This is a genomic window from Tenacibaculum sp. SG-28 (assembly GCF_002954385.1).
Classification (GTDB): Bacteria; Bacteroidota; Bacteroidia; order Flavobacteriales; family Flavobacteriaceae; genus Polaribacter.
Map to the genome: position 1 here is coordinate 710,987 of NZ_MQVY01000001.1, position 13,878 is coordinate 724,864.

Consider the following 13,878-nt stretch of genomic DNA (forward strand, 5'->3'; position numbering starts at 1 on the left):
AAATATCTAAGCGTTATTTAATCGACTGGAAATGGGTTTTAGGAGTTGTAATATTCTTAGTTTTTTTGGAGTGGTTTTTACGAAAGTATTACGGGAAAATTTAAAATATATGTTAGAACATTTTTTTCAGTGTCCATATTGTTGGCAAAATATTTCTATGTTATTGGATACAAGTATATCCTTGCAAGACTATATAGAAGATTGTGAAAATTGTTGTAATCCAATTCGTTTGTCTTTGCGCTTTAAGCAAGGGGAATTGGTAGCTTTTGCGGCGATAAATATAGAGCAATAAATCTCTATAATGCTTATGGTTTTATTTATTACAAAATTTATTTATTAGTTGTAAATAATATATTTTTATACAACAAAATTTTAGACACTATGAACTTTAGAACACGAAAATGGGTAAAGCCTGAAGATTTAAACCCGAACGGATCTTTATTCGGAGAAGATTGTTACAATGGATAGACGAAGAGGTAGCGATTTATGCAATTATACAATTAGAAATTCCGAGAACAGTAACTAAATTTATATCTGAAATTGATTTTGTTAGTTCAGCTAAAGAAGGGGATATTGTAGAAATTGGAATTGATGTTGTTAAATTTGGAAAGACCTCGATTACATTAACGTGTAGTGTTCGAAACAAACTCACGCACAATAAAATTTTAGATGTTGAAAAAATTATTATGGTTAGTTTGGATGAAACTGGCGCTCCTGTAAAGCACGGTAAAACAAAAAAAGAATATGTTAAAGATAGGCTAGAGAAGGAGAGTAATCTTTAATACCATTTTGTTTATATCGTATACACGTATTTAACGCAAAAAGAGGTTGTAGAATACAACCTCTTTTTGCGTTACTCTACTATTAATTTTATTGGTTCTGCAAAGTAGTTATTTCGGTTTTTTCGAAATGTAAAGGTAGTCCCCCCGTTTTTTTAAGTATAAAGTTCAATACTGTAGTTGCGATAAAACCAAATATAAAACCAAATATAAAATACACCACTGGAACTATTAGTAACATTATAAAACCACCTCCCAATATCATTCCAAATCCGGAGGTATCTGACTCTGTAGCCTGTAACATAGGTCCAAATAAACTACCAAATAGCATTGCAATTGTAATTATAACAAAAGTCATAAGGGCCATTAATAAACCAATGATTAAAGCATATCTTACGGGATCTATTTTTTTTAAATTTAATTTTAAGTCTGTCATAGTTATTATTATTTACAAACCAAATATATAAATATTTTATTGTTGTGTTTTAAATCTAAAGTAGTTTGAAGTATTATTTGCTCAACATAAAGTATTTGAACTACTATTATTATGCATATCCAAACGATGGTTATTTTTTATTAAAGTTAATTACAATCGTATTTATTTTACGTAATAATATTGTAAATTTGATAAAACGAAAAAATATAAAAAAATGTCAAGAAATCAAGTAGGAATAAACATCCCAAAAGGAGGAGTTTTATTAATTCCCATTGTTGTTTTATTGTTAATATTTATTGCAAAGTCAACCGTGACTATTGGTCCTGGTGAGGCAGGTGTACTATTCGAGCGTTTTGGCGATGGTATCAATACCGAGAAAACTTATGGTGAGGGATTTCGTATTGTAGCTCCATGGAATGATATGATAGTTCAAAAGGTGCGTCAACAATCTATTTCCGATCAAATGAACGTTCTTTCTGTAAATGGGTTAGAAGTTCAAGTAGATGGTACTGTATGGTTTAAACCAGAGTATGATAAGCTCGGAATGCTGATTAAAACTAAAGGACCAAATTATATTTCTGATATCCTAGACCCTGCCATCAATGGAGCAGCAAGAAGTGTAGTAGGTCGTTACACACCAGAGCAATTGTATTCTAGTAAACGAGATGTGATTGAGCAAGAAATTCTTGCGGCTGCACAAGAAAAATTAAAGGACCAATTCATTATTGTTGAACGTGTTTTAGTTGAAGACGTGCAATTACCAAATACAATTAGAGATGCAATTGAGCGTAAATTGAAGCAAGAGCAAGAATCTTTAGAATATCAGTTCAGAATAGAAAAGGCACAAAAAGAGGCAGATCGTCAACGAATTGAAGCCCAAGGGAAAGCGGATGCAAACCGTATTTTGAGCGCATCTTTAACCGACAAAATATTACAAGATAAAGGAATTGAAGCAACAAACAGATTGTCAGAATCTAGTAATAGCAAAGTTGTTATTATAGGTTCTGGTAAAAGTGGTATGCCGATTATTCTAGGAAATCAATAAGTGCTTTTTAAATAGAATCTGATAAAAAAAACTGCCCTAGGGCAGTTTTTTGTGTAAAAAAGAAGTATTAGAAATTAGTTATAAACTTGCGTTTATTTATCTAGCATAGGTGTGTAGATAATTATTATAGTTTTAATGTATTTTCCACGTCTAAATAGTCTAATGTATTTACCAATTTGTATTTAACACTTCGCTGCATAACATCTTTTAAGAAAGAAGCATGAGCACTTCCTGAAATTATAAATACTCTATCATTTTCGTTGAGATTCAATTGGTTGATGTTCTGAAAGATCTTTAGATTTCTTTCATACATTTTAGCTGCTGTTTCTGCACCTTTAAGATTTGGGTCGTCTTTTACGTAAGTCATTAAATCTGCATTGATATTGTAAATGAAATCTAGCGCCTCATTCGTGTTGGTAACGATTAATCGTTCTAGTAAGTTGAAGTTTTTCATCTTACTTTGCTGTGCATGCACATGTTGGAAATAACGCATGATGAATGGATCTTTTTCTGCATTAATTTTTTGAAATTGACTGTTGTAATCATAGCCCATAATGTGGTCTATTCCAAAAATTTTTTCAATTCCCGTAATTCGTGCAACCTCGAATGCTATTAAGTGAATTTCGGATATGTTTTTGAAATTTAGCGATTGATTTTTTAAATATTCTTGCAATTCTTTTTGTCTAAATTCATTGTTTTCTGGAATATCCTCAATTAGAATTACTGTTGGCTTAAACGCTGCAAGTAGTTTCGCAATCTCTTGGGCTTCTTTTTGATTTTTTTTATCGAATTCATCAAAAGTGGTTTTGTTTGCATCGGATGTTTTTCCCATGTGAAAAGTAGCAAAATTTAGAACGGGAATCTTTTTGATTTCGGCACTGTTGAATTTAATATCACTTAGTGTTTGTGCATTAATGGAAATGCTTACGATAGATACTACTGTAATAATGAAATTTTTCATCGGTTTAATAATTTTAGTGTTAATTTCTGCAACAAAATTACAGGTGTTTGTCGTGGTGTTTTTTAAGATTATTTATACCGTTATTCATACAAAACGTATGGTATATTTCGCAATACCAACACTTTTGTTTTGTAAAATCTTGATTTGGTATAAAATTTTATCCAACACGTATAAAGCGCATTAAATTTTAGTACATTGTTGGTTTATTTATACGATGAAAATAAAACACGAAACCACCAAATACCACATTGCAATTTTTGCAATTTGGATAATTTTTACATCCCTGCGAAGTCTTCTTATTGTAAAAGAAAATATATTGAGTGGCTCTTATGCAAGCTTTTTATTATTGTTTTTGGCGCTTTATACGTTTATATACTGGGTAAATTTTACATATTTTATTCCACAAACTATTGGAAGAGCTAAATATTGGCTATACAGCGTGTATTTACTGCTGTCTGTAGTGTCTTTTGCTGTATTACGTTATTTAATAGAGGAAGTAATTGTGTTTCATATTACCGGAATGCACAATTATGCAGAAGACTCTAGAGTATTTATGCCCTACGTTCTGGATAATGCATATTATGCATTTCAGGCTGTTTTTATGGCATTTATAGTATATTTCATATTGGATGTTGTTCGTAAAAATGATCGCATTAACGAACTTAAACTGCAACAAAAAACATCAGAGCTTCAGGTGTTAAAAGCACAATTAGAACCACATTTTCTCTTTAATACATTAAATGCATTTTACGTAGAATTAGTGCATCAACTTCCTAAAGTAGCAGATGATATTTTAAGATTGTCAGAACTATTGCGATTTGTAACCTATGAAACACAAAACGAAAATATTGCATTGTCTGATGATCTCAAATTTTTAGAGGATTATATTTTCTTCTATCGAAAACGCTATGAGGATAGTTTACATGTGGTTTATAATTTTACCGGTGAAAAAAAGGGGTATGCCATTCCTAGTATGGTTTTACTACATTTTGTAGAAAATGTCTTTAAACACGGCGATATTACTAATAAAGATTTTCCTGCTCAAATTTCTGTTGCATCGGAAAATAAATTTTTAATTGTTTCGACTAAAAATAAAATTAATACATCCGAAAAATACACCAATACTGGAATTGGGACAAATTCCATTGTAAAAAAACTAGATTTATTGTACGGTAAATCATATGTCTATGAGATTAACTTTCAAAATAATATCTTTGAGGTGATGTTAAAAATACCACTATGGATTCAAGAGTAATTAAATGTGTAATTGTTGACGATGAGCCTCCAGCAATAAGACTATTAGAAGCATACGCAAGTAAAGTAGACTTTTTACAAGTTGTGCAAACAACAACAAAATCGTTGGAAGTATTGCAAATTATAGAAAAAGAAAACATCGATCTAGTATTTATGGATGTGCAGATGCCTAACTTAACAGGCATGCAGTTAGCCAAGCTTGTTTCCGATAAAGTAGATATTATTTTCACGACGGCTTTCGAAAAATTTGCGACAGAGAGTTATGAGAGAAATGCTGTAGATTATCTATTAAAACCTTTTTCATTCGAACGTTTTTACCAAGCTGTAAATAAATATAAAGGAAGCATCATTTCTAAAAAAATAGAAAACCAAAGCTCTACCGAATTTTTATTTATTAAAACCGATGGTAAAAATAATTTTGAAAGAGTTTATATAAAGGATATATACTATCTAGAGGGAATTAAAAATTACGTTGCAATACATTTAAATGACAAGCAAATAATTACCTACGGAACCTTAAAAGGAATCGCTGCTTCTTTAAACGATGATTTTGTGCAGATTCACAAATCTTATATAGTGGCCTTACAGCATGTTCTGCAAACGGATTCACTATCCGTTACAATTAACGGTTCAAATTTACCCATTGGAGATACTTATAAAAAGTCTTTTTTTGAAAATGTAAAAGCGAAAAGCTTTTGAAAATTAAAATTACTTAAAAAGTACCCCAAACACTTTTAATGTTCGGGGACTCACTAACTAAAATAAAGATATAATTAATAGGCATCTTCGTGCACGGCTGCAATTGCTCTTCCACTAGGTTCGTTCATGTTTTGAAAACTAGCATCCCAAGCTAAAGCGGTCGGGCTACTGCAAGCAACAGAAGGAACCGATGGGACGGTAAGTGCTGCTGTATCACTCGAGAAGTGTTCTTCAAAAATAGTACGATAATGATATTCTTCTTTTGTTCTTGGTTTTTGTGTTGGGAAGCGGTGCACTGCATTTGTCATCATTTCGTCTGTAACTGCCTCGTTTACTACTTTTTTTAGGGTGTCTATCCAACTGTAACCAACACCATCTGAAAATTGTTCTTTTTGTCGCCAAGCTACACTTTCTGGTAAATAGCTCTCAAAGGCTTTCCGCAATACCCATTTCTCCATGCGCTCCCCGTTTATCATTTTGTCTTTTGGGTTAATACGCATTGCAACATCCATAAACTCCTTGTCCAAAAAAGGAACACGGCCTTCAATTCCCCAAGCCATGAGGTTTTTATTAGCTCTCAGGCAGTCATATTGATATAGTTTATCTAATTTTCGTACGGTTTCTTTATGAAATTCTTCTGCATTCGGTGCTTTGTGAAAGTATAAATACCCTCCAAATATTTCGTCGGCTCCTTCACCTGATAGTACCATTTTAATTCCCATAGATTTGATTACCCTAGCCATTAAATACATCGGAGTTGAAGCTCTTATCGTCGTAATATCGTAGGTTTCTAAATTATAGATAACATCTTTTATAGCATCTAAACCCTCCTGAATGGTGAAGGTTATTTCGTGGTGAATTGTACCGATGTGATCCGATACTTTTTTTGCCGCCGCCAAATCTGGTGAACCTTCTAATCCTACCGAAAACGAATGTAGTTGGGGATACCAAGCCTCATCTTTATCTCCAGATTCAACACGCTTAGCAGCATATTTTTTAGCTATTGCCGAGGTAATAGAGGAGTCTAGTCCTCCCGATAATAATACCCCGTAAGGAACATCGCTCATAAGCTGTCGGTGTACAGCTGCTTCCAAGGCATCTTTTATTTCAGTTATGTTGGTTTGGTTTTCTCTTACCGTCTCGTACTCCATCCAATCCCTTGTGTACCATTTCTGCAAGCCATTTTCTCTAGTGTAATAATGTCCTGGAGGAAATATTTCAATTTTGTTACAAAACCCCTCTAATGCTTTTAGTTCAGAGGCCACATAAAAAGTACCTTGCTTATCCCATCCCATATACAATGGAATTATTCCCATGTGATCTCTAGCTATTAGATACTCGTCTGTCGCTGTGTCATAAACTGCAAAACCGAAGATTCCATTTAAATCATCTAAAAAATGTTCTCCTTTTTCTTTGTAGAGAGCAAGTATTACCTCACAGTCTGATTTTGTTAAGAAATCATGATTTTCTTTTAATTCTTCTCGTATTTCTTTGTGATTGTATATCTCACCATTTGCAGCAAGAACAAACCTTCGGTCTTTACTAAATAATGGTTGTTGCCCTGATGTCGGATCTACTATTGCCAGACGTTCGTGTGCCATTATTGTTTTATTGTCACTATAAATCCCACTCCAATCAGGACCTCTATGTCTAATTTTTTTAGCCATTTCTAATAATTGAGGTCGTATTATTTCTGATTTTTCTTTTAAGTCAAAAGCGCATACAATTCCACACATAATATTTTATATTTGATTTTTATAATTTTAAATAATAAATCAATCTTCAGTTACGATTGCTTTACAAACAACGTAATTAAGTTTATTTTATTAAACTATTTAATTAAATTTGATTTCATATTTAAATCAAAATAACAATATTAGTTTTATATTGTTATATAAACTACTAGAACTACTGATTTAATTAACTTTTTTAAAGATCTCTTTCAGAATTAGCTGAAAAAAGTTTTTTTTATAAAAAATCTATTATAAATTTGCTTCATCAAATGACAAAACAAAACAACATATGGTGGTGGAACTCTCTTAAATGAATTAAGTGAGCATACCTCTATTATTGAAATATAAATTTAAAAGGCTTATCTCACGATAAGCCTTTTTTGTTTTCATAAAACAACTAAAAATGAATACCATTAAATTTACCACTACTTTTAAACAACAACTCGCTGATAAAGTAACTCCGGTTGGATTATATCTCAGGTTAAGAGATACATATGCTAATACGCTTCTTTTAGAAAGTTCTGATTATCACAGTAAGGAAGAAAGTTATTCTTTTATATGCATAGAACCAGTAGTATCCATGAAGGCAGACAAAGATGTTTTTACAACTTTTTTTAAAGGAAAAGAGACAACCAAACAGCCTATTACAACTAATTTTAACGAGCTGTTCAATAGTTTTAGTAGAAGTATCACTTTAGATTGTCCATCTGCCATAAAATCATTTAACGGTTTATATGGCTATACCACTTATGACAGTGTTCAGTACTTCGAAAATATAAAGTTTACAGTACAAGATGCACCATCTGCGATACCAATGATGCAATATAGTTTCTATCGTTTTATAATTGCTATAAATCACTTTAACGATGAATTAACTCTTGTGGAAAATATTTTAGAAAATACCGCCTCAAGAATAGAAGAAATAGAAACCGTTATTGCATCACAAGTTTTTAATTCTCAAAGTTTTTCACTTTCACAAGAAGAAACCTCAAATTGCACTAACGATGAATTTAAGGAGTATGTTACAAAGGCGAAAGCACATTGTAAGCGTGGTGATGTATTTCAATTGGTTTTATCACGACAGTTCCAACAGCGTTTTAAAGGCGATGAATTTAATGTGTATAGGGCTCTTCGCTCTATAAATCCTTCTCCGTATTTATTTTATTTCGACTACGGAAGTTTTAAACTAATGGGTTCTTCTCCTGAAGCCCAAATTAAAATAAACAGTGGTAAAGCCATCATCAATCCCATAGCGGGGACATTTCGAAGAACAGGAGATATGGCAAAAGATATACAACTTGGAAAACAATTGTCAGCGGATAAAAAAGAAACTGCAGAACATGTTATGCTTGTAGATTTAGCAAGAAATGACTTAAGTAAGCACGCTGAGAATGTAAGGGTGGAAGTGTTTAAAGAGGTACAATATTTTAGCCATGTAATTCATTTAGTTTCTACTGTACAAGGTACTATTCACGGTAACCCAATTAAAGTTGTTGGAGATACTTTTCCAGCAGGAACACTCAGTGGAGCCCCTAAATACAAAGCAATGCAACTAATTGACACTTATGAGAATCAATCGAGAGGTTTTTATGGTGGCGCAGTAGGCATTATTGGTTTGGATGGTTCGGTTAATTTAGCAATTGCAATTCGTTCCTTTGTAAGTAAAAAGAATGTTCTTTATTACCAGGCTGGAGCAGGTATTGTGATTCATTCGGATGAGGAAAATGAGTTACAAGAGGTTAACAATAAATTAGCTGCTTTAAAAAAAGCTTTGGTTCTAGCGGAAACACTATAAGTGCGGCGAAATACAATTATTAAGAAAATAAAGGTTAAGAAATAAATAAAATAGATATGGACATATTAATTATAGATAATTATGATTCGTTTACTTATAATTTAGTACACATGGTAGAGAATATTACCGGAAAATATCCTGATGTTTACCGAAACGATGAAATAGCATTACAAGATATCGGTAAGTATGATGCTTTAATTCTCTCTCCGGGTCCTGGTATTCCTGAAGAAGCGGGAATATTAAAAGAAGCAATCCGAACCTATGCTGGAGTACTGCCGATTTTTGGCGTTTGCTTGGGATTACAAGCTATTACCGAAGTTTTGGAGGTACTATTGAAAACATGAATGAGGTTTTCCATGGGGTAGCTACAAATATGAGAGTACTCCAAAAAAATGCAGTACTATTTAATAATGTTCCTACTACATTCCCTGCTGCACGTTATCATTCCTGGGTTGCTACGACTAAAAATTTGCCGGAAGATTTGGAAATAACAGCAGTAGACGAATCGGGTGCAATAATGGCGATAGAACACCGACACTTTCCAATAAGTGCAGTTCAGTTTCATCCGGAAAGTATATTAACTGAAGTAGGAGAGACAATTGTAAAAAATTTTATCAAATACGCCGAAAAATTACTTCTAACTGCGAAATAGTATTATACTTTTTATCTTATGAAAGAAACATTAGAAAAATTATACCAACACAAAAGATTGAGTAGGTCAGAGTCCAAATTGTTGTTAATAAATATAGCAAAAAACAGTTATAACGAAGCAGAATTAACCTCATTTTTAACTGTTTTTATGATGCGCCCAATTACTGTAGAGGAGTTGTCAGGTTTTAGGGAAGCTTTGTTAGAACTTGCTATAAAGGTAGATTTATCGGAATTCAATGCTATCGACATTGTAGGAACAGGTGGTGATGGAAAGGATACGTTTAATATCTCTACACTTACATCCTTTGTAGTGGCAGGCACCGGGCAAAAGGTAACTAAACACGGTAATTATTCAGTATCTTCTTCATCTGGTTCTTCCGATATGTTAGAGCGTTTTGGTTATTCATTCACGAACGATGTTGCTATTCTTAAATCCCAGTTAGACAAAGCAAATATATGTTTTCTACATGCCCCCAAATTTCACCCTGCAATGAAAGCAGTAGGACCGGTTCGCAAGGCTTTAAAATTAAAAACATTTTTCAATATCTTAGGTCCACTAGTTAATCCTAGTATGCCAAAAAATCAATTATTAGGAACTTTTAATTTAGAAGTTGCCCGATTATACCATTACATATTGGAGGAAGAAGACTCAAATTTTGGCATAGTACATGCCTTAGACGGCTACGACGAAATATCGCTTACGAGTAGTTTCAAACTGTTCACTAAACACGGGGAGCAATTGATATCTCCTGAAGATTTACAAATGGAAACAATAAAACAAAATGCAATTTATGGCGGTAATTCTGTAGATGAGGCAGCAAAAATATTTTCTAAAATTATTCATGGTGACGGCACTAAAGAACAGAACAATGTGGTGCTTACAAACGCAGCATATGCGCTAATGGTTGTGGATAATGCTCTGTCCTTTTCGGATGCCTTTGCAAAAGCTAAAGATTCTCTGTTAGGAGGGAAAGCAAAGGAATGTTTAAATATGCTAATACTTAATTAACACTATAACCTACAAATAATGACAATATTAGATAAAATTATAGCTTTCAAAAAGAAAGAGGTTCTAAAGATAAAAGCAGAGGTTCCGGTAAAAAAATTAATTGAGAGTCCTAATTTTAAAACACCCTCTTTTTCTTTAAAAAAATCCTTATTAGATCCCTTTTCTACAGGTATAATTGCCGAATACAAAAGACAGTCACCCTCCAAAGGAATTATCAACGATACCATAGGAGTAGCTGCAGTAACGGAAGGCTATCTTGATGCCAATGTCGCAGCACAATCCATTTTAACCGACACCTCTTTTTTTGGTGGTACTATGGCAGATTTGATGGAAGCTCGAACTGTAAACCAACACAAGCCTATTTTGAGAAAAGACTTTGTAGTGGATGGTTTTCAGATTGTGGAAGCAAAGGCAATTGGTGCCGACGCGGTACTTCTAATAGCAACTTGTCTGTCTGCAAAAGAATTGAAAAATTACGGGCAGTTAGCGAAAGATTTAGGGCTTGAGGTGTTGTACGAGGTGCACACAAAGGAAGATTTAGATAAAATCAATGACCTCGATGGTAAAATTATAGGAATTAACAATAGAGATTTAAAATCTTTTACGGTAGATATCGAAAATTCTATAGCACTGGCAAGTCAAATTCCAGATAGTGCGGTTAAAGTATCTGAGAGCGGTATATCAGATCCACGAATAATTACAGGGTTAAAAGAGTTTGGCTTTAAAGGTTTTTTAATTGGAGAAAATTTTATGAAAGAAGAGGATCCTGGGGAAGCCTGCAAGAACTTTATTAGTCAAATACGATAAATCAATACGATGAAACTAAAAGTTTGTGGAATGAAATACGTAAAAAATATAGAACAAGTAGCAGCATTATTGCCCGACTACTTAGGTTTTATTTTTTACGAGTCATCGAAACGAAATTTTGAAGGTATTATTCCTGATATACCTAAAAGCATAAAAAAAGTAGGAGTATTTGTAAATGAATACCAAGAAATTGTGGTTTCTCTAGCACAAGAATATCAATTGGAAATGTTGCAATTACATGGAGAAGAAACTCCTGCTTACATTGCAGAACTGAGGGTACACCTACCTATGATTAAAATCATTAAAGTATTTTCAGTAAAGGATACTTTTAATTTTAATGCTTTAGAGAACTATGAAAACCTAGTCGATTACTTCCTATTTGATACAAAAGGAAAAGAAAAGGGAGGAAATGGTGTGGTTTTTAATTGGGAAGTCTTACAAAATTATCCCTCTAAAAAACCGTACTTTTTAAGTGGTGGTATTGGTTTGGATAGGCTTGATGCGTTGCAAGTATTTCTACAAAGTGTTGCAGGAAAGTATTGTATAGCAATTGATGTGAATAGTAAATTTGAGACCGTTCCTGGTAGTAAAGAAACTAGAGCACTTGCGAAATTTAAAAAAAGTATTGAAAATTTATAGACGATTCGTCTTATAGAAATAAAAACACAACAAATAATTATGAAATTTCAACCAGATAGTAATGGATATTATGGGCAATTTGGAGGAGCATTTGTTCCTGAATTACTCTATCCCAACGTAAAAGAATTAGAAGATAATTACATTACTATAATTAATTCTGAATCTTTTCAAAAAGATTACAAAGCGCTATTAAAGGATTATGTAGGAAGACCGAGTCCTTTATATCTCGCAAAGCGATTATCGGAAAAATATGGTGCAACTATTTACTTAAAAAGAGAAGATTTAAACCATACTGGTGCTCACAAAGTAAACAATACAATTGGCCAGATTTTGATAGCAAAACGATTGGGGAAAACTAAAATTATTGCAGAAACCGGAGCTGGTCAGCACGGTGTTGCAACTGCGACAGTCTGTGCTTTAATGGGTTTAGAATGTATTGTTTTTATGGGGGAAACCGATATTGAAAGACAAGCTCCAAATGTGGCTCGTATGAAAATGCTCGGTGCAAAAGTGATTCCGGCAACTAGTGGAAGTAAAACTCTTAAAGATGCAACCAATGAGGCAATACGATACTGGATACAACATCCGGAGACTTATTATTTAATTGGTTCTGTCGTTGGTCCGCATCCTTATCCTGACATGGTAGCAAGATTACAAGCCGTTATTTCAGAAGAAATGAAGATGCAATTAAAAGCACAAACCGGTAATGAAAATCCGGATATGATTATTGCTTGTGTAGGAGGAGGAAGTAATGCGGCAGGTGCATTTTATCATTATTTGAATGACGAAGACGTTTCCTTAATCGCTGTAGAAGCTGCTGGTCTTGGAGTTAATTCTGGTGAAAGTGCAGCAACTTCGCAACTTGGAGAGGTTGGTGTAATTCACGGTAGTAAAACTATATTGATGCAGGATGAATATGGACAAATTGTAGAGCCGTATTCCTTGTCTGCAGGTCTTGATTATCCTGGGGTAGGACCTTTACATGCTTTTCTTCATGAAACAAAACGTGCCGTATTTATGAACGCAACAGACCAAGAAGCACTAGATGCGGCCTATGAATTAACTAGAATAGAAGGTATTATTCCTGCCTTAGAGACGGCACATGCCTTAGCAGTTTTACCCAAAATGGAATTGCGAAAAGACCAAATCATCGTTATAAATTTATCGGGAAGAGGCGATAAAGATTTAGAAACTTTTATAAAACACTTGAAGTAATTATGCATGCAAAAGAATCAATTATAGCACCTAAAAATTCTATACAAAAGGTATTTGAGAAAAAGGAAAAAGACGTCTTATCTATTTTTTTTACTGCTGGTTTTCCGAAACTACAAGATACAGAAACTATAATCCGTTCACTAGAAGTAAATGGAGTAGATTTTATAGAGGTAGGATTGCCCTATTCAGATCCTTTAGCAGATGGTCCTACCATTCAGCACAGTAGTGCTGTTGCTTTACAAAATGGAATGAACTTAGATGTGGTATTTGAACAGTTAATACATTTAAATCAGGTCTCTACTATCCCGTTGGTGCTTATGGGGTATGTTAACCAGATAATAAAATTTGGAGAAGATTTGTTTTGTCAAAAAATTAAAGAAGCAGGTATTGATACAATAATTATCCCAGATTTACCCATGATAGAATATGAAAATCATTATGCTGCTTTATTTGAAAAATACGGCATTAATAATGTTTTTTTAATCACGCCAAATACTACTGAAGAAAGAATTAGAAAAATTGATGCATTGACGAAAAGTTTTATTTATGTAGTAGCTTCTGCTTCTATTACCGGAGCGAAGGGAGAGGTGTCTCCAGCACAAATAGACTATTTCAAACGAATCCAAGAAATGCAATTGAATAGTAAATTGATTATAGGGTTTGGTATTTCCGATCATCAAACATTTTCAAAAGCATGTACGTATTCCAATGGTGCTATTATTGGTTCTGCTTTCATCAAAAATCTTGAAAAGTTTGGAGTAGCTGGTATACCAGATTTTATCAAAGAGGTTAAAAATTGTTAATGTATTCTTAATTTTTTATGAATTATAGGTAAAAGAGGTAATTTAGTTGCAT

Annotated in this window: 13 protein-coding genes and 2 pseudogenes; 12 read left to right on the forward strand and 3 right to left on the reverse strand. The window is 33.2% G+C overall.

Going from position 1 to position 13,878, the window contains the following annotated elements; all coding sequences use genetic code 11:
- The first annotated feature begins 109 nt into the window (after positions 1–109).
- Positions 110–292: a CPXCG motif-containing cysteine-rich protein gene (locus BSU00_RS03080; protein ID WP_105003403.1), complete on the forward strand. Its 183-nt coding sequence runs from the start codon at positions 110–112 to the stop codon at positions 290–292.
- Positions 293–381: 89 nt separating this feature from the next.
- A pseudogene (locus tag BSU00_RS03085) lies at positions 382–782 on the forward strand (acyl-CoA thioesterase).
- An 88-nt stretch (positions 783–870) separates the two neighbouring features.
- Here BSU00_RS03085 and BSU00_RS03090 read toward each other — a convergent pair.
- Positions 871–1,215: a hypothetical protein gene (locus BSU00_RS03090; RefSeq protein ID WP_105003073.1), complete on the reverse strand. Its 345-nt coding sequence runs from the start codon at positions 1,213–1,215 to the stop codon at positions 871–873.
- Positions 1,216–1,429: 214 nt separating this feature from the next.
- On the opposite strand from BSU00_RS03090, the gene BSU00_RS03095 reads away from it, so the two are divergent.
- The gene (locus BSU00_RS03095) at positions 1,430–2,260 is read left to right on the forward strand and encodes a prohibitin family protein (protein WP_105003074.1); all 831 of its coding nucleotides are present in this window, start codon (positions 1,430–1,432) and stop codon (positions 2,258–2,260) included.
- A 124-nt stretch (positions 2,261–2,384) separates the two neighbouring features.
- Here the strand turns inward: BSU00_RS03095 and BSU00_RS03100 are convergent, their stop codons facing one another.
- Positions 2,385–3,221, reverse strand: a complete 837-nt coding sequence (locus BSU00_RS03100; RefSeq protein WP_105003075.1) for a DUF5694 domain-containing protein — start codon at positions 3,219–3,221, stop codon at positions 2,385–2,387.
- Between the two features lie 214 nt (positions 3,222–3,435).
- On the opposite strand from BSU00_RS03100, the gene BSU00_RS03105 reads away from it, so the two are divergent.
- Positions 3,436–4,476 (forward strand): sensor histidine kinase, encoded by a 1,041-nt coding sequence (locus tag BSU00_RS03105; RefSeq protein WP_105003076.1) that lies wholly within the window; start codon positions 3,436–3,438, stop codon positions 4,474–4,476.
- Positions 4,461–5,174 (forward strand): LytTR family DNA-binding domain-containing protein, encoded by a 714-nt coding sequence (locus tag BSU00_RS03110; RefSeq protein ID WP_105003077.1) that lies wholly within the window; start codon positions 4,461–4,463, stop codon positions 5,172–5,174. Before BSU00_RS03105 ends, BSU00_RS03110 begins: the two co-directional genes overlap by 16 nt.
- 74 nt (positions 5,175–5,248) lie before the next feature.
- Here BSU00_RS03110 and asnB read toward each other — a convergent pair whose 3' ends face one another.
- Positions 5,249–6,910 carry an asparagine synthase B gene (gene asnB / locus BSU00_RS03115; RefSeq protein ID WP_105003078.1) on the reverse strand — a complete coding sequence of 554 codons (1,662 nt, stop codon included), beginning with the start codon at positions 6,908–6,910 and terminating at the stop codon, positions 5,249–5,251.
- A 400-nt stretch (positions 6,911–7,310) separates the two neighbouring features.
- Here asnB and BSU00_RS03120 point away from each other — a divergent pair, with 400 nt between their 5' ends.
- The 7 genes and pseudogenes from BSU00_RS03120 to trpA all read left to right on the forward strand — a co-directional run bounded on the left by BSU00_RS03120 (position 7,311) and on the right by trpA (position 13,826).
- Entirely contained in the window at positions 7,311–8,702 is a 1,392-nt protein-coding gene (locus BSU00_RS03120; protein ID WP_105003079.1) for an anthranilate synthase component I family protein, read from the forward strand.
- A 56-nt stretch (positions 8,703–8,758) separates the two neighbouring features.
- Positions 8,759–9,354 (forward strand): annotated as a pseudogene (locus BSU00_RS03125) (aminodeoxychorismate/anthranilate synthase component II).
- Between the two features lie 18 nt (positions 9,355–9,372).
- Entirely contained in the window at positions 9,373–10,362 is a 990-nt protein-coding gene (trpD, locus tag BSU00_RS03130) for an anthranilate phosphoribosyltransferase (protein ID WP_105003080.1), read from the forward strand.
- Between the two features lie 18 nt (positions 10,363–10,380).
- Positions 10,381–11,169: an indole-3-glycerol phosphate synthase TrpC gene (gene trpC / locus BSU00_RS03135; protein ID WP_105003081.1), complete on the forward strand. Its 789-nt coding sequence runs from the start codon at positions 10,381–10,383 to the stop codon at positions 11,167–11,169.
- Between the two features lie 30 nt (positions 11,170–11,199).
- Positions 11,200–11,808 (forward strand): phosphoribosylanthranilate isomerase, encoded by a 609-nt coding sequence (locus BSU00_RS03140; RefSeq protein WP_233188559.1) that lies wholly within the window; start codon positions 11,200–11,202, stop codon positions 11,806–11,808.
- A gap of 39 nt (positions 11,809–11,847) precedes the next feature.
- On the forward strand, positions 11,848–13,023 hold the full coding sequence (gene trpB, locus BSU00_RS03145; protein WP_369820243.1) for a tryptophan synthase subunit beta: 1,176 nt from the start codon (positions 11,848–11,850) through the stop codon (positions 13,021–13,023).
- Positions 13,024–13,025: 2 nt separating this feature from the next.
- Positions 13,026–13,826: a tryptophan synthase subunit alpha gene (gene trpA / locus BSU00_RS03150; protein ID WP_105003084.1), complete on the forward strand. Its 801-nt coding sequence runs from the start codon at positions 13,026–13,028 to the stop codon at positions 13,824–13,826.
- Positions 13,827–13,878: the final 52 nt, after the last annotated feature.

What these genes read in the sequence shown, in the direction of transcription:
- BSU00_RS03080 (WP_105003403.1), top strand. Translation starts at nt 110, where the DNA reads ATGTTAGAACATTTTTTTCAGTGTCCATATTGTTGGCAAAATATTTCT.
- BSU00_RS03090 (WP_105003073.1), bottom strand. Translation starts at nt 1,215, where the DNA reads ATGACAGACTTAAAATTAAATTTAAAAAAAATAGATCCCGTAAGATAT.
- BSU00_RS03095 (WP_105003074.1), top strand. Translation starts at nt 1,430, where the DNA reads ATGTCAAGAAATCAAGTAGGAATAAACATCCCAAAAGGAGGAGTTTTA.
- BSU00_RS03100 (WP_105003075.1), bottom strand. Translation starts at nt 3,221, where the DNA reads ATGAAAAATTTCATTATTACAGTAGTATCTATCGTAAGCATTTCCATT.
- BSU00_RS03105 (WP_105003076.1), top strand. Translation starts at nt 3,436, where the DNA reads ATGAAAATAAAACACGAAACCACCAAATACCACATTGCAATTTTTGCA.
- BSU00_RS03110 (WP_105003077.1), top strand. Translation starts at nt 4,461, where the DNA reads ATGGATTCAAGAGTAATTAAATGTGTAATTGTTGACGATGAGCCTCCA.
- asnB (WP_105003078.1), bottom strand. Translation starts at nt 6,910, where the DNA reads ATGTGTGGAATTGTATGCGCTTTTGACTTAAAAGAAAAATCAGAAATA.
- BSU00_RS03120 (WP_105003079.1), top strand. Translation starts at nt 7,311, where the DNA reads ATGAATACCATTAAATTTACCACTACTTTTAAACAACAACTCGCTGAT.
- trpD (WP_105003080.1), top strand. Translation starts at nt 9,373, where the DNA reads ATGAAAGAAACATTAGAAAAATTATACCAACACAAAAGATTGAGTAGG.
- trpC (WP_105003081.1), top strand. Translation starts at nt 10,381, where the DNA reads ATGACAATATTAGATAAAATTATAGCTTTCAAAAAGAAAGAGGTTCTA.
- BSU00_RS03140 (WP_233188559.1), top strand. Translation starts at nt 11,200, where the DNA reads ATGAAATACGTAAAAAATATAGAACAAGTAGCAGCATTATTGCCCGAC.
- trpB (WP_369820243.1), top strand. Translation starts at nt 11,848, where the DNA reads ATGAAATTTCAACCAGATAGTAATGGATATTATGGGCAATTTGGAGGA.
- trpA (WP_105003084.1), top strand. Translation starts at nt 13,026, where the DNA reads ATGCATGCAAAAGAATCAATTATAGCACCTAAAAATTCTATACAAAAG.